The 18,924-nt window shown below is 43.2% G+C and carries 14 protein-coding genes; 8 read left to right on the top strand and 6 right to left on the bottom strand.

Annotation, left to right across the window (positions count from 1 at the left end; genetic code table 11):
- Positions 1 to 209: 209 nt before the first annotated feature.
- On the top strand, positions 210 to 1,643 hold the full coding sequence (uxaC, locus tag G9Q97_RS14350; protein WP_166147962.1) for a glucuronate isomerase: 1,434 nt from the start codon (positions 210 to 212) through the stop codon (positions 1,641 to 1,643).
- A 174-nt stretch (positions 1,644 to 1,817) separates the two neighbouring features.
- On the opposite strand, the gene fucP is transcribed toward uxaC, so the two are convergent.
- From fucP to G9Q97_RS14330, 4 genes are read right to left on the bottom strand one after another with little or no spacing between them, the layout of a single operon-like run.
- Positions 1,818 to 3,122, bottom strand: coding sequence for an L-fucose:H+ symporter permease (fucP, locus tag G9Q97_RS14345; protein WP_166147960.1), 1,305 nt, complete (start codon positions 3,120 to 3,122; stop codon positions 1,818 to 1,820).
- Positions 3,123 to 3,148: 26 nt separating this feature from the next.
- On the bottom strand, positions 3,149 to 4,183 hold the full coding sequence (locus tag G9Q97_RS14340) for an aldo/keto reductase (protein ID WP_166147958.1): 1,035 nt from the start codon (positions 4,181 to 4,183) through the stop codon (positions 3,149 to 3,151).
- A gap of 40 nt (positions 4,184 to 4,223) precedes the next feature.
- Positions 4,224 to 5,183: a GNAT family N-acetyltransferase gene (locus G9Q97_RS14335; RefSeq protein WP_166147956.1), complete on the bottom strand. Its 960-nt coding sequence runs from the start codon at positions 5,181 to 5,183 to the stop codon at positions 4,224 to 4,226.
- A 5-nt stretch (positions 5,184 to 5,188) separates the two neighbouring features.
- Positions 5,189 to 6,010: a 1-acyl-sn-glycerol-3-phosphate acyltransferase gene (locus G9Q97_RS14330; protein ID WP_166147954.1), complete on the bottom strand. Its 822-nt coding sequence runs from the start codon at positions 6,008 to 6,010 to the stop codon at positions 5,189 to 5,191.
- 308 nt (positions 6,011 to 6,318) lie between these two features.
- Here G9Q97_RS14330 and G9Q97_RS14325 point away from each other — a divergent pair, with 308 nt between their 5' ends.
- From G9Q97_RS14325 to G9Q97_RS14310, 4 genes are all read left to right on the top strand, one after another.
- On the top strand, positions 6,319 to 7,164 hold the full coding sequence (locus G9Q97_RS14325) for an SDR family NAD(P)-dependent oxidoreductase (protein WP_166147953.1): 846 nt from the start codon (positions 6,319 to 6,321) through the stop codon (positions 7,162 to 7,164).
- A 172-nt stretch (positions 7,165 to 7,336) separates the two neighbouring features.
- Positions 7,337 to 8,734 carry a TolC family protein gene (locus tag G9Q97_RS14320; protein ID WP_166147951.1) on the top strand — a complete coding sequence of 466 codons (1,398 nt, stop codon included), beginning with the start codon at positions 7,337 to 7,339 and terminating at the stop codon, positions 8,732 to 8,734.
- Positions 8,734 to 9,834: an efflux RND transporter periplasmic adaptor subunit gene (locus G9Q97_RS14315; protein WP_166147949.1), complete on the top strand. Its 1,101-nt coding sequence runs from the start codon at positions 8,734 to 8,736 to the stop codon at positions 9,832 to 9,834. The genes G9Q97_RS14320 and G9Q97_RS14315 overlap by 1 nt, the downstream gene beginning before the upstream one ends.
- Positions 9,831 to 12,998: an efflux RND transporter permease subunit gene (locus G9Q97_RS14310; protein WP_166147947.1), complete on the top strand. Its 3,168-nt coding sequence runs from the start codon at positions 9,831 to 9,833 to the stop codon at positions 12,996 to 12,998. Before G9Q97_RS14315 ends, G9Q97_RS14310 begins: the two co-directional genes overlap by 4 nt.
- A gap of 23 nt (positions 12,999 to 13,021) precedes the next feature.
- Here the strand turns inward: G9Q97_RS14310 and G9Q97_RS14305 are convergent, their stop codons facing one another.
- Both G9Q97_RS14305 and G9Q97_RS14300 read right to left on the bottom strand, forming a co-directional pair.
- Positions 13,022 to 13,852 carry a DUF4249 family protein gene (locus tag G9Q97_RS14305; RefSeq protein WP_166147945.1) on the bottom strand — a complete coding sequence of 277 codons (831 nt, stop codon included), beginning with the start codon at positions 13,850 to 13,852 and terminating at the stop codon, positions 13,022 to 13,024.
- A 4-nt stretch (positions 13,853 to 13,856) separates the two neighbouring features.
- Positions 13,857 to 16,214, bottom strand: coding sequence for a TonB-dependent receptor (locus tag G9Q97_RS14300; RefSeq protein WP_166147943.1), 2,358 nt, complete (start codon positions 16,212 to 16,214; stop codon positions 13,857 to 13,859).
- Between the two features lie 456 nt (positions 16,215 to 16,670).
- Between G9Q97_RS14300 and G9Q97_RS14295 the strand changes: the two genes are divergently transcribed.
- From G9Q97_RS14295 to G9Q97_RS14285, 3 genes are read left to right on the top strand one after another with little or no spacing between them, the layout of a single operon-like run.
- Entirely contained in the window at positions 16,671 to 17,636 is a 966-nt protein-coding gene (locus tag G9Q97_RS14295) for a vWA domain-containing protein (RefSeq protein ID WP_166147941.1), read from the top strand.
- Between the two features lie 18 nt (positions 17,637 to 17,654).
- On the top strand, positions 17,655 to 18,314 hold the full coding sequence (locus tag G9Q97_RS14290) for a tetratricopeptide repeat protein (RefSeq protein ID WP_166147939.1): 660 nt from the start codon (positions 17,655 to 17,657) through the stop codon (positions 18,312 to 18,314).
- Entirely contained in the window at positions 18,292 to 18,921 is a 630-nt protein-coding gene (locus G9Q97_RS14285) for a hypothetical protein (RefSeq protein WP_166147937.1), read from the top strand. Before G9Q97_RS14290 ends, G9Q97_RS14285 begins: the two co-directional genes overlap by 23 nt.
- Positions 18,922 to 18,924: the final 3 nt, after the last annotated feature.

The raw sequence follows: 18,924 nt of genomic DNA, 5'->3' as shown, positions 1-18,924 counted from the left end.
CAGTAATAAAATCAAATAAAAACCTATTTTAACAAAAATCAATATTAATATATAGGCCAGACATATTTTATGGCAATAAAAAGAATAAAAAGTATATTTTCATAAAATTTTAATTTAATTTGTGCAATCGATTGCCTTATTGCCTGAATTACTGGTTTAAAATAAAATTAATTTTTATTATTACTTCGACTTAAAAAAACTTATAGGAAATGGATAATATACTAAACGCTACAAAAAGCACCTTTTTAACCGATGATTTTCTTCTGAAAAGTGATTTTGCGCGCAAACTCTACCACGACCACGCAAAAAAAATGCCCATCATCGATTACCATTGTCATTTGTCTCCACATGATATCGCCACCAATAGGCAATTTGAAAACATTACCGCCATTTGGTTGGAAGGGGACCACTACAAATGGAGAGCCATGAGGACGTTGGGTGTCAACGAAAAATTCATTACCGGTGATGCCACCGACCAGGAAAAATTTGAAACCTGGGCCAAATCGGTACCCCACACCATGCGTAACCCACTGTATCACTGGACACATCTTGAATTATTGCGGTATTTCGGCATAGACTATTTACTTGATAAAAGTACTTCCAGCCAGGTCTATGAAGAAACTACAGGATTACTGCAGGAAAAGGACTACAACACCCGAGGCCTGCTTTCAAAAATGGACGTAGAGGTAGTGTGTACTACGGATGATCCCATAGATACTCTTGAATACCACCAGAGTGCAAAAAAACAAAACCTATCCCTCAAGCTATTGCCTGCCTTCAGACCAGACAAAGCCTATGCGGTAGAGAACCCGAAAGACTACCTATCTTATCTGGATAAATTATCTCAGGTTTCCGGAATCACAATAAGCAAATACGAAGATCTGCTGTCAGCACTGGAGAATCGGGTGGGCTACTTTCACGAAAATGGAGGCAGGCTGGCAGACCACGGCCTGGAACAAATGTATTTCTTTGATGGAAATAAGTTTGACATCGCATCTTTATTTTCCAGAATCAAAGATGGGAAGTCACTGGAACCTGAAGAAGCACGTTTTTTTAAATTTAAAACCCTTACGGCATTGAGTAAAATGTACCATGCCAAAGGCTGGACGCAACAGTATCACCTGGGAGCATTAAGGAACAACAACCGTAGGATGTTAAAGGTATTGGGGCCGGACACAGGATTTGATTCCATAGGGGATTTCCCCCAAAGCGTTGCGCTTTCTAACTATTTGAACAACCTGGATAGCAGCGATCAACTTGCCAAAACCATCCTTTATAACCTCAACCCTGCTGATAATGAAGTAATGGCCACCATGGTGGGGAATTTTAACGATGGGTCCATCAAAGGCAAGGTACAGTTTGGTTCTGGCTGGTGGTTCATGGACCAAAAAGATGGCATGGAAAAGCAAATGAACACCTTGTCAAACATGGGCATACTCAGTTGTTTTGTCGGAATGCTTACAGATAGCCGGAGTTTCCTTTCTTTTCCTCGGCATGAATATTTCAGAAGAATCCTATGCAACCTGATAGGCCAGGACGTGGTCAATGGCGAATTGCCGGCCGATGAAAAGTGGCTGGGTCAAATGGTGGAAAATATCTGTTACTATAATGCCCGGGATTATTTTGGTTTTTATGAAGTCTGAAATTTAAACCTACATGGTAAAATTTTAGAAGAAGCAATCATCGGGCACATCCGGTAAATTTAAAAGAGGCGTTGAGCCAGGAAAGCACCGACAATCTTGGCCTGCCTCTCTATTTGCCAATTACCAATAAATAGCTACCAATGACGGATCCTGCCGTCACTGCCAGGTGAGGACTTACAGGACCATTTTTTCTGCCTTTGCCTCAGGTTTATGTAAGTAATGGGAAATCCCAAAATACATGACAACCACAAAACAAATCAAAGGCACATAGTAAGAAAGGTGAATATTGCCACTGATATCAGAAACCTGTCCCTGAGCCGCAGTGATCAGGGCACCACCCAGAATGGCCATGATCAAACCGGAACCACCCAATTTGGTATCATTACCCAGGCCCTCTGCAGACAAGCCGTAGATGGTGGGAAACATCAATGACATGCACACAGAAATTAAAACAAGCGCTATAACCGCTACCATCCCACTCGCATAAATTACCACAAAACTCAACAAAATTGCCACAAACGAAGAAGTAGCCAATAAAATGGAGGGTTTAAAGAATTTCATCAACGCAGTAAATAAAAAGCGACTGGCTGCAAATAAAATCAGGGAAACCAAATAATAGTCGGAGGCAGCACTTTCCATCATGTCCAACTCTGCCATCACATAGCGAATGGTAAAAGACCAGACACCGATCTGTGCCCCTACATAAAAGAACTGGGCCATTACCCCGCGCATGTAGTTTTTGTTTTTTGATAACCTCTTGAAACCAGCGATTATGCCATCCTTCTCCACTGTTTCAGAAGCCACCGGCATCCGCACCGCCTTGATGACAAACCAGACAAAAATAAGGAATAGTGCTACCCCTACGTAAGTACTGACTACTCCAGCCAATTCATCTGCCTGGATTGCCTTAAGTGCCTCTGGGTTCATACTGGTCCGGTCGGAAGCCTCTGCGGTATTCAACTGCGACAAAATAAAAACCTTACTGAGAAAAACGCCCAAAACAGATCCGATTGGATTAAAGGATTGAGCCAGATTCAGTCTTTGGGTAGCCGTTTCCGGAGGTCCGATCACCAGTATATAGGGATTTGCCGCGGTCTCCAAAATTGACAATCCTCCTGCCAGCACATACAATGCCAGTAGGAAGAAACCATAAGACATCATCATTCCGGCGGGATAAAACAGCAGTGATCCTATGGCAAACAACCCCAGGCCTAGCAGAATACCCGACTTATAGGTATATTTACGGATAAAAATCGCAGCAGGCAATGCCAAACAGAAGTAGGACCCATAAAAAGCCAGCTGTATCCATGAAGTCTGGAAATCAGTCATGCTCATGATTCTTTTGAAGGCGGCCAATAAAGTATCTGTCATATTGTGGGCCACACCCCAAAGCATGAATAAAGAGGTAAGCAATAGAAAAGGCCAGAAATCTTTTTTGGATATCAGTTCCGCCTTTACCGGAGGTATTTGTTGACTCATGGGTTTTTTATAATTGATATTTCAGGTTATATAAAAGACAATGCGGAAATTAATGATTTATCTTTTAACTCCTCCCAAAATTGGCAGGTTATTTTATTCTCAGCTGCCTGAAGGTTCATTTGTATCAAATTGGGCTGATTGATGCTCAATGCCACACTGCAGATACCCGGAATGGAAAGGGCAAACTGAATACATGCATGATAAGGTGCTATGCCATGTTTTTCACATACTCCAAAAAATTGTTTCCTCCAATGAAGCTTTTCTTTCCCATCAGGACTATCCCGGTCTATTTTCTTGTAGTCAAAATAATCCTCACCCACCAAAAATCCAGACTGAAAAATAGCTGCATTGATAATCCCTACATTATTCTCCCGCAGCAAATCTACAAAATCCAACAGTTCTGGCGGGTGAGCATATAGCGACAAACTATTGGCTATCATGACATAGTCCAGTGGGATTTCTCCATAAATTTTACGGATGATGGTCCAATCCTTTGCACCGACCCCTACCCCCTTTACTTTTCCATCATTCCTTAATTGGATCAGAGCACGTAATGCCTCAAGTACCTGTTGCCAGCGAAAATCCTTTTCCTGCTCATTTCTTGCGGCCTTCAAAAAATCATCCGGGTCGTGCAGGGAAACCAATTGAGGGGTATATCCCCGGAGTAATACATTGTCCTTTTCGAAACATTCCAGAATGCCATCATAACCGATTTTTTGGACGGCATCATGTTGTATACCCTTCCATATTCCCGGTTCAAAGGTAGGTTCCTCCCCTTCCAGGGGCACCCTTACCCAGCCCAATTTATTGGTAATGATTACCTGGTCTTCCGGAATGGAAGACTCCTTTAAAAACTCCCCTAAAACCTCCAACGCAAGCCCGGCCCCATATTTACCAGCGGTATCAAATACGGTATAAGGGGCTGTTTGCCGGAAGATTTCCCTTAAAATCGTTTTTTTTTCAGCTTTGGTGTAAGCCTGAAAAAGATTGCCCAGTGAACTGCTCCCAAAAACAACAGGAGGGAAATTCAAACCGGTATTTCCAAAAGGCTTTACTTTCATTTGACAATATGCTCAAAGCTTACCCACGATAATTGATTACTTAATGTTTTTTATATTTCTTGCCGAAGTGCCTGTCCCGCTCAAAGGTTTCCAGGTGACGGTGCTTTTTGGATTCGTAGATATCGGCTATGGTGATCAAAATACCGGTTTCCTCCACCGCTCCAAATTCGTAATTCATGGCTGTCCCAAAAGTTTTCATGGTTGAGGACAGGTTCATATAGGTATTGATCAGCGGAGGAATATTTTCTCCCAAAGCCCTAACGGAGGAGTTAAGCAGCTTGTAACCCTCCTTATAGCTAAGCCCATCAAAAAATCCCTGGTAATTACTGGCATCTGTTTTGTATCCCAGGGGATCAATGGGCATTATCAATTCATCCTTATCCGGAAAATAATGGTTCATGAAATAAATCAGTAAATCCCTGGCCTTGGACTGATAATGGGGATACATGGTGACTTTACCAAAAAGGTATTTTACATCCGGATGGAGCATCACCACAGCTCCCAGGCCATCCCACAAGTTGTCCAGGGAAAAAATCCCCTTTCTATTGTCCACACTGGGCTGGTATTTGGGTTGTACAAAAGATCTGCCCAGTTCTATGGTATAGGGCAAATAATCTTTTACAAAGCGGTCCGAAAAATTAAAAAGATGGGCAGTGGAAAGATTTACAGATCCATTGGAAGCAAATCCGGCATCAGCACATTTGATCAACCGATAACCTGCGATTATTTCCTTGTCTTCGGGATTCCATGCGATTAGCTGCTGGTAACAATTTTCGCAGGTATCATTTTCATCAATATCAAGTGGAAGCCCCGTTCCTCCGCCTGCGGCCCTGAATGATACTTCCCTCAATCTCCCTATTTCTTTAAGAACATTGGGTGCATTATGCTGATTGACCAGATAAATTTCATTTTCCCCATTGTTTACATATCTTAAAAACCGCTCCGGCGTCAATTCACTATGTATAACCTCCCGGTCAATCGGGTTGATAATATCTTGCATAAATCCTACTTGTCTTGGACAATCTTGTAAACTATTTCTTTGACCTTTTCTGCCCAGTATTTATCTGATTTGGAAGCATCAAAATACTCGTAAGAAATTGGTTTTCCTATGTGGACCACAATTTTTTTGTTTTTCTGCCCAAACATTTCGTCAGCCAAATAAAACATTTCAATATTGGCCTTCAGTCCTATTTTTTTTCTAATGTTGGCCAAATTATAAAAAAAAGACGAGTTTCTCCCCTCAATGTAAACAGGTACTACATCTTTTTTATATTTCCTCGCCTTATTCACAAAACTTTTTTTCCACTCCAAATCCCTGATTCCATTTTCCTGCTTTCTGGATACCAAACCGGCAGGAAACACAATCACCCCATTTTGAGATGCATAGGTCTCCTCAATTATTTCGGCACCCCTTTTTCCGTGGGTACCATGTTTGTTTACCGGGACAAATAGTTTTCCGAAATGAGGGATGTGCATCAAGACATCGTTGACAAGAAACCTCAGGTCTTTTCTGTACTTGCCAAGTACATGCATCAGCACCACGCCATCCAAGCCACCGAGAGGATGGTTCGAAGCAAATATGACACTACCTTCCCTGGGAATATTTTCTTCTCCACAAATGGCTATTTCTACTTCAAACTCCTCAATCAGCGCGTTCACAAAATCCAATTCCTTTAAGTCCCCGTGTTTAGACATGATTTGATTAACCTCAGATTCATGTACAATCCTTTTTATATAGCTCAGGACAAATCCAGGCAACCACTTAGACAATGCCGGATTTTTTTCCTGAATCACTTTTTTGATGTCTATGAATTTTTTGTCTTCCACGTAAAGAAATTATCAATTGGGTGAATCTATACCATTAAGCTGCTGTATGCCTCTCATTCACAATCTCATGCCCCGAACCAATTGAAATCACAAAACAAAGCAATCCGGCTGAAGCATTTTTTTTATTAGCAAAAATAGGAAAAATTATTTACCGGCTTCGCCAGGAAGCGGGAACCTTTTGCGAAATGACCTGTCTTAAACCACAAAAAAGTTTATTTATAAGGCAAATTATAGCCAGCTAATCCACTTATCAATGAACAATCAGGGCCAATTCACTGTTTTTCTAACTTACCAAAATCCCTCTCAGTATGCATCTCGTCATTACAGGCCCCACATCTGGTATTGGAGCAGAAAAAGTCAAAGCACTTGCACCCAAATTCACCAAAATATTCCTTTTGGTAAGGGACATGGAAAAAGCCAGGACATTGGTTAATAAATTAAACAGCCAGGACAAAGCCGATAAATTCATTTTGGTTTATTGTGACTTGGCTGATCTGGCATCAGTAAAAAAGGCAGCAGCTGAAATTGCAAAGCATACCGACAGCGTTGATGTATTGATCAACAATGCAGGGGGCATTTTCCCCGAAAAAACCACAACCAAAGATCAACTGGAACTGACTTTTTCAGCCAATCACCTGGGTCATTATTTACTCACCTTGCAATTGATGCCCCTTTTGACCCACAACAGTGGCGCAAGGATCATTAATGTGAGTTCAGAAGCCCATAAAGCTGCTTCTGTAGATTTAACTGACCTTCAATTTGAAAAGGGATACAGTTCTTTTAAAGCCTATGCCAATGCGAAACTCTTCAATATCCTTTTTACAAAATCATTGGCGGAAAAGTTTGGGGACCAACATATTGAAGCCTATGCCCTTCACCCGGGAGTGGTCAATACCAATTTTGGTCAGCAAAGCAAAGGTTTTTTCAAATTGCTGCTTTCCTTGTTCAAGCCATTTATGATCAGCCCCAAGAAAGGAGCAGAAACAGGGATATTTTTAGCCAGCGTCAATAAAGTCCCGGGAAAGAACGGGGATTATTTCAAAAAATCGAAAGTATCTTCAGCATCCAAAAAGGCAGAATCGAAAAAATTAAGGGATCAGATTTGGGATAGAAGTGAAAAGCTTGTAAAAGCCATTACAGAAAACCGGGCCTGACAAAGAGGACACGCAAAGGGATGACTCGAAAGGTATAGGGGCAAGATTCTCCAGGTCCTGATAGGTATCGGGAAGGCACAGGCCACCCCGACCTTTAGTTCGGCGCAAGTTGTGGCCGGAAAGCAACAATTTTAAACACATGAACTTACAATTTTGGTAAACTCATTTTATTTTGAGAAATTCACATGTACAAGTCCTTACCGATCCTTTAGCCAATAACACCCTTTTAATGAGAACATTGTTTGCAATTCTTACTTTTTATTTTTTGTTTACCGGACAGGTCTTTTCACAGCAGCAAGAAGTAATGGAGTTGGATTTGGAAAGCGCCCTTTCCCTGGCCTTTGAAAACCAACCTCTTTTGCAGCAGTTTGTCAACGAAACGGAAAAAACGGATTATGCTATCAAATCAGGCAAATCGGCCTGGATCCCCCAATTGAATTTGGAAGGAGCTGTCAACAGGTATTTTCAACAACCAGTGGCCATTTTCCCTGATTTTGACAATCCTGAATCAGGAGAATTCCAGGAAGTCCGGACCGGCGTTCCACATAATGCCAATTTAAATTTTTCATTGAGCCAAAACCTGCTGAACAATGAGCTTTTCAGGATGAACGCCCAGGCCTCCCATTTAAACCAAGCAGCTTCCCAGTCACTGGAAGATGTTAAGATACAAGTAGTAGTGGGGCTTAGCAAAGCTTTTTATGAGGTATTTCTGGCTGAGGAACAGGTTAGATTGGCCCAAGAGGATATCAAAAGGCAAAGCAGGCAATTAGAGGATGCCAAATTGCAGTTGGAGGCAGGATTGACGGATAACATAGATTTTAAACGAGCTACCATTACCCTTCAAAATACCCAAAGCCAATTGTACCAATACAAAGAAGAAAAGCAAATTAAAATTGCCGCTCTTAAATATTGGCTGGGAATGGATAAGGATATTGAAATCAAAGTTCGTGCTTCCGCTTCCCAGCTAGAGGAGAAACTGACTCCAGATACCCTTTTGGTTTACGAGGCAAAAAACCGAATCGAATATCAGGTTTTGGAAAGTCAAAAAGCCATTCAAAATGCTGAGATAAGCTATCAGAAAAGGAGATTTCTACCGGATGTATCAGCCTTTTATGACTACAATTTCCTCTTTTTAAGTCCGGTCGGCAGTGAACTTTTTGATCAGGTGTATTCATTTTCCCTGATTGGCCTGCAACTTAATCTTCCTATTTTCCTGGGCGGGAAAAGGAAATATGAAGCAAGAATGGCAGCCCTGGATCTCCAGAATATTAACCTGGATCAAAAGCGCCTGATGTTGGAAATAAATCTGGAAATGCAGGAGGCCCTTAGTGCTTATAAAAACAGTTTTTATTTGCTGAAAACCCAAAAGAGCAATCGTGAACTTGCGGAGGAAATCTACGGTACCATAAGCCTGCAGTATGAACAGGGAATTAAAAACTTCCTGGAAGTGATCCAGGCAGAAACCGATTTAAGAACGGCCCGAATCAACTATCTGCGTTCACTTTTCAATGCCACAACTGCCAAAATAGACCTTCAAAAAGCCCGTGGAGAAATAAAAACCGACTATTGATGAAAACAAAACAATTACTTATCGGGCTGTTGCTCCTTCAATATTCCTGTAATAAAAAGCATGATACGGAAAGCCAGGCCACCCGCGTGGAATCCGAAAAGGTAAAAAAGGAGCTGATCCAACTAACAGACCAATATCCGGCCGTTGCTGTGGCACTGCAGGAAGTGGAATTGAGGGCGGATGTAAGTGGTTACATTACCAACATCCTCTTTAAGGATGGTCAAAAAGTAAAAAAAGGTCAATTGCTTTATGAGATAGACAAAAGCAGGTATCAGGCCACTTTAAAACAATCAGAGTCAAGACTCAAGATCGCTGCGTCCAATCTGCAGAGGGTGCAGCGGGACATGGAAAGGTACGAGAAACTGAGGGAAGGAAATGCCATCGCCACCCAGGTATACGACAATGCCCTCACCGATCTCCGCAATGCAGAATTGGAAATGATGGCCGCACAAGGGCAGGTAGACAATGACCTGACCAACCTTCAATATGCATCTGTACGGGCCCCCTTCGATGGAACCATTGGTTTCTCATCGGTGCGACTGGGGGCATTGGTAAATCAGGGTGAAACGCTTCTAAATGTCATCTCCTCCAATGATCCTATTGGGATTGATTTTTTTGCCGGAGAAAAAAAACTTTCAAAATTCCGAAACCTGATGGAGGATAAAGAAGGGGTAATCGCCGATAGTACCTTTATGATAAGTTTACCCGATGGAGAAAGTCACCCCTATCCAGGCACCCTGGAAAATATGGACAGGGCAATAAGCAGAGAAACCGGCACCCTGCAAATCAGGTTACATTTCCCAAACCCGGACCAGAACCTTAAGCCAGGCTTAAGCACCACCCTGCGGGTAAAATCCATTAATGGGGACAGTGTGCTCACCATTCCCCATAAGGCCACCATGGAACAAATGGGAGAAATCTCGGTTTTTGTCATCGAAAATGATACCGCAAAAGAGCAGAAAATAGAACTGGGTAGGAAATTTAAGGATCGGGTTATTGTTGAAAAAGGATTAGCCGAAGGACAGGAAATCATTGTTAGTGGCATGCAGAAACTAAGTAACGGGAATAAAATCACCACCCAAAACAGAAATCCCGAATGATCTCATCCATTTTTATTCAACGGCCAAATCTGGCCATTGTCCTTTCTTTGGTCATATTGCTTTTAGGTACCCTTGCCATAGTCAACCTACCCGTATCCCAATACCCCAATATTACCCCTCCCATTATTCAGGTTACAGCCACCTATACCGGTGCAGATGCGGAAACCATAGAACAAACGGTAGCCACTCCACTGGAAACCCAGATCAACGGAACGCCCGGAATGGCCTACATTGAAAGTACTAGTAGCAACGAGGGCAGAATGACCATGAACATCACCTTCGAAGTGGGTACAAATATTGATATCGCAGCGGTAGAAGTCCAAAATCGCATCAATGTGGCAGAGGCTTTGCTGCCCGAAGAAGTTCGCAGGCTGGGCATTACCATCCGAAAAAGGAATCCCAGCCTTTTGATGATCGTATCCATGTTCTCACCTGAAGGAACCCATGGAGTTGATTTTTTAAATAACTATGCCAACATCTTTGTCAAAAACGAATTGCTAAGAGTCCCGGGAGTAGGGGATATTTTCACCCGTGCCCAGGATTTCAGCATGCGGATATGGCTACAGCCAGACAAGCTCTTTCAAACCGGCCTGTCCGCTGGCGAAATCATTACTGCCTTAAGAGAACAGAACATTCAGGTGGCCGCAGGAGCATTGGGAACCCCTCCGCAGCAGGGGTATCAATCTTTTGAATACACCCTTTTTACCAATGGACGTCTGAACAGTGAGGAAGAGTTTGAAAATGTTATTGTGAAGGCAGCGGCAGAAGGAGACCAATTGGTTTACCTGAAAGATGTGGCCAGGGTGGAATTAGGAAGGTTTGACTATTCGGTCAATAATTTTACTGATGGCAAACCCGCAGCCTACCTTATCGTCTATCAGACACCGGAAAGCAATATCCTGGATGTGGAGGAGGGGATTATTGAAGCGATGGATGAAATTCAGAAAAACTTCCCCAATGACATGGAATATGTCATTCCCTTTGAATCTGCTTCTGTGGTACGGGTTTCCATAGGCGAGGTAGTAGAAGCATTGATTCTGGCCCTTTTGCTGGTCTCACTGGTAGTTTTCATTTTTCTCCAAAACTGGAGAACCACCCTGATTCCTATCCTCATTATTCCGGTTTCCATTATAGGCACATTTGGCCTTTTTATTCCCCTGGGATTTTCGATCAATAACCTGACGCTTTTTGGTTTTGTGCTCGCCATCGGTATCGTGGTGGATGATGCCATTGTGGTAGTGGAGGCCACCATGGGTTATATGGAAAAAGAAAAGCTGAATGCCAAAGAGGCAGTCAGCAAAGCCATGAAGGATATTTCCGGACCGGTCATTGCCATGTCTCTGATCATTGCAGCCGTCTTTATACCAGTGGGCTTCATTCCGGGAATCGTCGGTCGCCTTTACCAGCAATTTGCCATGGCCATTGCCGCTTCCGGGCTGATATCCGGATTTGTCGCCTTATCGCTGACACCCGCACTTTGTTCTCTGATCCTACAACCGGCAAAACCATCCCGGTCGCCCAAAGGCATACAGCGGTTTTTCTCCTGGTTCAACCAAAAATTCGATGCCTTTGGAAAACGATACCTGCAAAGCGTCGAACAAAGTTTCTCCCGGGCCAGGTATTATTTGGCAGGCCTGTTTATATTGATCCTTGTTACTGTTTTACTATTCGGAATAAAACCATCGGGATTTATTCCCAGTGAAGATGAAGGACGGCTGTTCATCACTTATGAATTACCGGAGGGCGCTTCTACTGCCAGAAGTCTGGAAACGATCAATAAACTGATGGATATACTGGGAGAGGAAGAGGATATTTTTCATTTCACGGCCGTCACAGGCCTTAATGCCATTAATTTTTCCAGCAAATCCAATAGTGGGACAGTATTTTCCCAGCTTCAACCCTGGAGCAAACGGGAAGGTGAAGGACAGAATGCTTTTGAAATACGGGACCGGCTATTGCGGGAATTGAATGAAAAATTACCTGAAGCAAACATCGTTATTGTAGCACCATCCGCCATACCGGGACTGGGAAGTACATCAGGGTTTTCCATGGTCGTACAGGATCTGGACGGCACTTCCAGCATCAATGAGTTTGAAAAGGAGGTAAAAGAGTTTGTCTCTGAATTGAACCAGACAGCGGAAATTGACAATGCCTTCACTTTTTTTAGTGCCACCACGCCTTCTTACCGGGTAGAACTGGACCGGGAAAAAACGGCCAGACTTGGCGTCAACATAGGGGATGCTTATGCCTCCATGCAAACCTACCTGGGCAGTACTTATGTCAATGATTTCATACTATATGGAAGAAACTTCAGGGTAATAGCCCAGGCAGACACCTCCTTTAGAGAGGATTTATCCGGTCTGGAAAAGATTTTTGTCAAAAACAGGTCTGGGGGCATGCTTCCATTAAGCAACCTGGTAAGCACAGAAGTGATTGAAAATGCTCCTTTGATCAGCCATTTTAATCTTTTCAGATCCAGCACCATTAATGGAGATGCCGCCCCCGGATACAGCTCAGGCCAGTCCATAGAAAGAATCTCTGCCCTGGCAGCTGCCGAACTCCCGCTTGGCTATGGAATTGATTTTGCAGGAGTGAGCCGGAAAGAAATCAAATCAGGAGGAAGTACACTTTTAATATTTGTATTGTCTATCGTATTTGTATTTCTATGCCTCACGGCACTTTATGAAAGTTGGTCTGTTCCCTTTTCCGTATTGCTGGCCGTTCCTACAGGGGTTTTTGGCGCCATTATCACCCTCTTGCTGTTTCCATCACTCACCAATAATGTGTATGCCCAAATTGGTTTATTGACCCTTATTGGACTGGCTGCAAAAAATGCCATTTTGATCGTGGAATATGCCAAAGAGCGGGTAGACAGGGGGATTCCCATTCCCAAAGCTGCTGCAATGGCCGCCAAGTTGAGGTTAAGGCCCATTTTAATGACTTCCTTTGCCTTCATACTCGGCGTACTGCCGCTGGCTTTTTCTTCCGGTGCCGGATCTGTGGCCAGAAGAACCATTGGTTGGACCGTGGCAGGAGGAATGTTTTCAGCAACCTTTTTCACCTTATTTCTGGTACCGGTATTGTTCTACCTGGTCAGTAAAGTGGCCTATAGCAAAAAGGAGTTGTCCCAATTGGCGGAAGCACATAAACATGAAAATTTGTAGCAAAAATTACTTCCCTTGCCGATTCAATCCTCTTCCTGAATGACTACGGTCCGGGTAAGCACAGGAGCGGTCATGAAATATCCCAGCACCCTTCCTTCGCCCTGCATCACGGAAATGTTGGATTGTGGGTTTTCCGGGGGAGGGCTAAAAAGTCCCCCATCTGAAAACAGAAGTGATACCACCTGATTCAGGTAATCATAAGCACCTTCATTCAACCTGAGCATTTGCAATCTTACTTCATCCTCTTTATCAAAAGAAAAGGCAGTCAATTCAAATCCATTGTTCAATATGGAACTGCCAAAGGTATCATCAAATAGAAAATAATCGGAGCGGCGGTTCAGAACAGTATCGTTTTTACTGAGAATCAACCTGTAAAAGTTATTTTCATTGAAGGGTATTTTACCATAAAGGGTAAGGTAATAGCCTTCACTTGCAAAAAACCTTTCTTCCTTGAATTCATAGGTGATGCTATCCAGGACCGGCGCCTCCAGGGTAGTTCCTTTTGATAGATAATCCTTACCATCCAGAGAAACATGCAGTTGATATTCATGACCGATTGTCGCTGCTTCCTGGTTTTCAGCCAGGTATTGGCCCAGATCTTCATCAAACAGAAAAACCACTATTTCGCCCGTTTGCAAATCCTCTATGCTTACTTCTGCATGGGTTGCGACTTCATTGGGCAGGGTATCATAGTAATCCCTGGAGTAAGCAACAGTTACCGCATTCATGGATGCATCATCTGTCCAGGTAGCTTCAATAAGAGGTGTTTTTTCAACATTCCCCAGGTCAAGGTTTACCTCCTCCTGACAGGCAAGCAACAGCATCAAGAATGATATTTTCAGGACTAGCCTCATGGTTTTAAAATTTAAAATTATAGGTAACAGATGGCAAGATGCCAAACAGATAGGTCATCACCACCCCGGGTCTTACAGAACTGACTTCTTCTCCCAAACCCCGGTCAAATCCGATATCATTGTTGTAGATATCTGTAAATTCATAAGAAAAGGGATTTTTCCTGCCATAAGCATTGTAGACACTGAAGTTCCAACTTCCCTGCCACCACCTACCTTTGTTTTTATTTTTCAATGTCAGGGATAAATCCATTCGGTGGTAGTCCGGGAAGCGATCACTATTTCTTTGTTCATTATATAAAGGCACCCGTTGGTTGTCCACCTCATAGGAGCCTACGGGAAAGGTTACGGCAATTCCGGTGGTATAAATAAATGTACCGGAAAAGCTAATCCTATCGGTCAACTGGTGTGAAAGTACCAAACTGATGTCATTGGGCCGGTCATACCGGGGCGGATAGGGAAAACCACCATTGATACCCCGAATTTTCCTGAACACTCTGGACCTTGTATAACTCAGCCAGCCCGTGGTCTTTCCAATATTTTTTCTCAGCAAAAATTCCAATCCATAGGACCAGCCATTACCGGTAAGTATTTCAGTCTCGACATTATCGGTAAACAATATATTGGCCCCCTGCTTGAGGTCCACAATATTTCTGAAATCCCTGTAATACCCCTCCAGGGAAACTTCCCATTGGTTGTTCCTGAGATTTTGAAAAATTCCTGCCGACACCTGATCTCCCCGGATGGGAAGTATGTATTTTCCTGCTGGCACCCATCGGTCAATCGGCAGACCTGCGGAACTATTGGAGGCCACCTGAATATACTGGTAATTCCTATTATAGCTGCCTTTTAAGGACGTCCCCTCTCCCAGAAGGTACCTCACCGCAAGGCGGGGTTCCAAACCCTGGTAATGTTGCATTTTTTCTCCAAATCGGTATTCCAGGGTATCGGTTACCTGTCCTAGGCCTTCCACGTCATCGTCGTCGTACAAATAATTTACCCCATCTCCAATTTGCTGGTAAAGGCCAAAACGGATACCTCCCTCGATGCTGAGCTGCTCGGAAAGCTCCTCTTTAAGGGCAATAAAAAAATTGTTTTGTAATCCAATTCGCGGATTGGTTACCAGGGGCTCTATCCCACTACCAGAGGCAGGTTGTAAATCTACAGGAGCAAAATAATACAACTGGCTGTGAATCCCTGCTTTTATTTCCGTATCCTCCCGGGGCAGGTAAGTCAATGCTGCCCTGATACCGGTTTCGGAAAAATAGTTGGACCAGTCAAATCCATTGTCCTCATCGCTAAAACCGATCAGGTATTTGTAGAAGCTGTAATAAGCCGATACATCCAGGTACAATTGCTCATTAATCTCCCTGTCCCAATTGAATGAATTGATCCAGTTATTCCATCCCAGGCCAAACTGCCCATCCAGACCCAGAAAGTCACTTCCATAGTAGGTGGAAAAGGTAAATTTGTTTTTTGGCCCTTTCCGCCACATGAGTTTTCCACTTAAATCATAAAAATACAACTGATTATTCCGAATGTCTTCATTGGGTGAAAAAGCCAAAAACAAGTCTGCGTAGGTTCTCCTGCCTGAGAGCACAAACGAGGAATTTTCGGAAAAGAGTGGCCCATCCACGGTTAACCTTGAACTGATACTTCCTATTCCCCCTTCACCTTCAATTTTCCGGGTATTTCCTTCCTTCAGCGATATGTCCACAAGGGAGGAAACCCTCCCCCCAAATTGGGCCGGGATATTGCCTTTGTAAAGGGCCACATCGGTCAATGCATCCGGATTAAACACAGAAAAAAAACCGAAAAAATGAGAAGGATTGTAAATAGGTGCCCCGTCAATCTGAATCAGATTCTGGTCAGCAGAACCTCCCCTCACAAATAATCCGGTAGTACCTTCTCCCGCAGTAGTAACCCCCGGAAGCAATTGTATGCCCCTTAATAAATCAACTTCTCCAAATAGTGCGGGAATTCGCTTTAGCTCTTCACTGGAAATTTCATTCCGGCCGATTTCTGTGCTGAGCACATTGTGATCTTCTCTCCTATCCGAGACTACTACCTCTTCCAATGACATTTCTTCAGGACTAAGGAAAAATTTCAAATCCGTGATTTTATTGTTAATGTCCCTGCTGATACCCTGGTAGCCTAAAAACCTGATCTCCAGAGTAGCCGGGAGATCGGTATTGGTAATGGTTATTGAAAAGTTGCCATCAATATCGGCAACTGCCCCCTTGCCTGTTTGGTCTTTCCAGAATACGGTCGCTCCCGGTAAAGGCTCACCCGATGCCTTATCCAGAACCTGTCCTTTGAGGTAAACTGCTTCCTGACCTGTAGCATTTCCAGAAATGACCAACATACAAATAAGAACCACAAAAAAAGTATTCCAAGAAGGATTTGAACGGTATTTAAACATTACTATTTTCTTGATGTTTTTATAGAAAAGAAATTCATCCTGGTTATTGGGCAGGTTCCAACCTGAAACAGGCAATAGTGTAAATACGCTTCAGCCAAAAGTATTCTGGCCGGTAAGTACTTCAAAATCAGTATCTACCTTGTTGTTTTCTACTCCTCCGCTGAGATATAGTTGAAAACAGTCTGGTTTTATTTGCCCTACTCGCCTTCCCGATGCGGGAAAAGCTATAACGAAACCTAATGCCTAATCCGGGTTGAATCCAAAAAGATAACGGTATTGGGTAAAAATAGTTAAGCTTCCCTGCAGGTTATTCACCAAATGAATTTGAATAATCGGAGCGCTTTCCAATAATTATCCGATAATGACTTCGTTTTAAGTATAAATGATTAATTTCAAGCCATGATTTGGGCATATCCTGATAATTATTCGATTCTGTTACTGGCAGCAGTTTTTGTACTGCTCTATGCCATATACTTGTACCGTTTTTGGAAAATCAACCAGAAGATCAAAGTCAAAAAAAGAAGGCTGGTTTGGAAGATGACACTGAGGACCCTTTATTTTACCTTGTTTTTGATCGCTTTTGCCGGTCCATCCATAGGAAATGCGATGAAAGAGATCAAGCAGGAAGGAAAGGATATATTTCTGGCCATTGACCTTTCCAGATCCATGAATGCGGAAGACATCAAACCCAGCAGGCTACAGCGGGTGAAATTTGAATTGAAAAATCTGGTCAAAAATTTCAGTTCCGACAGGTTGGGTATTATTATATTTTCATCAGAGGCGTTTATACAATGTCCGCTTACCTTTGATCAAAATGTCATCCAGCTGCATTTGGATGGATTGAACAGTGGTCTGGTGCCTAATGCCGGCACTGACATTGCAGCTCCACTAAAAATGGCCTACAGTAAATTCCTGTCAGACGAAAGCCAGGAGCCCAAATCAAAAGCGGTTATCCTGATCAGTGACGGAGAGGATTTTGGAAATGAATTGGAAGAAACCATGGAGCAGCTCAACCAGTCAGGCATAAAGGTATTCAGCCTGGGTGTAGGTACCGAAACGGGCAGCACGATTCCCAGAGGAAGTGGTGTAGTCATTGATCAGTCCAACAATCGACCGGCAATATCCAGATTGATCTCTACCAATCTGAAAAAAATCGCCAGCCAAACCGATGGGGATTATTTTGAGCTTAGTGAAGAAAGCCAGGAAATCCCACAGTTGATAGATGCCATTTCCAAATTGGAAGGTACGGTAATGGCAAGCCGTACTGTAGAGGCTTCTTCCAATAAATATTTCTACTTTCTCCTGGCAGGCTTGATTTTGGCAATCATCGATTCCATTTTGCCTGTCAGAACCTTGTCCATTTAATCTACCTAAACCAACAGTATGTTATCCAGATATTTTCTTTGGATTTTATTATTCTTACCTGCTGACTGGGAAAAAATAGCAGCCACAAATGCGGCAATAGCTGCTGCAGAAAGATCCTTTAAAGAAACGGATTTTGAAAATTCCATACGAAATCACCTTTCCTTGCTGGAAGAGCATGGTTTAAATCATCCTGAAGTTCGTTTTAACCTTGCGTTGAGTTACCAAAACAATGGTCAGGAGGAAGATGCCAAGAAAACCTATGAGCCGCTGGCAAGCAGTACAGGCAGCAGTATCCCTTCCTATGCGGCCAACCAGCAGGGAGTCCTCTTGGGGAATGAGCAAAAATACCGGGAAGCCCTTTCTTATTTTAAGACTGCCTTGCTTAAAAATCCAAACAATGAAAAAGCCCGTTATAATTATGAACTCTTGAGCCGCTGGCTGGAAGGAAATGAAGAAGAGCAGGAAAACGAAGAAGACCGGGAAGATGAAGACCAGATCAAACCATCCAATTACGCCAAAAGGATGAAAGCCCAGGCCGATGAGATGGTGGACAGGTTTCAATTTGATGAAGCCCTGGAAATCATGGAAAACGCACTGGAGATAGACGAAACAGTGGCACATTACCAGAAATTCATGGACCATTTAAATGAGATCAATGAAATCAATACCAACCCATAATTTACTCCTTTTTGCCTGTCTTTTCTGGGCTCCAATCCTTTTGGTAGCTCAATCTGAAACAGAATATTTCAACAAAGCAGCCAGGCAGTACGTGAATGAGGATATTCCAGGAACCAGCCAATTATTGGCTGAAGGACTGGAAAAATACCCTCAAGACCCCAAACTGAATGCGCTGTGGGAAAAATTACAAAAGGATCAGGAAGACCAGGAGAAAAAAGACCAGCAAAGCCAGGAACAGCAGGATCAGGAGCAGGAAGAATCCCAGGAGCAGGACCAACAGGAGCAGGATAGCCAGGAACAGGAAAGTGGTGAGGGCGAAGAACAAACCGAAGAAGACGGTGCTGACGAAACCGATGAGATGGAGGAACAAAGAGGCGAAAAATCAGAGAACAATGAGGAATCAGATGAGCCCAATGAAATGGAAAGTGACCTGAGTGAACGGGAGAAAGCCATGGAAGAACTGAGGCAGCGGCTGGAAGAGATGAACATTACACCAGAACAAGCTTCCCAAATCCTGGATGCCATGAACAGCAATGAGCTCAGGTATATCCAACAAAACAGAAAAAAGCCCACGCAGCAACCCAAAAGGGGATTGCCTGATTATTAAAGG

The organism is Cyclobacterium plantarum, from assembly GCF_011290685.1.
Taxonomy (GTDB): domain Bacteria; phylum Bacteroidota; class Bacteroidia; order Cytophagales; family Cyclobacteriaceae; genus Cyclobacterium; species Cyclobacterium plantarum.
This window is presented reverse-complemented; position numbering and strand designations above follow the sequence as displayed.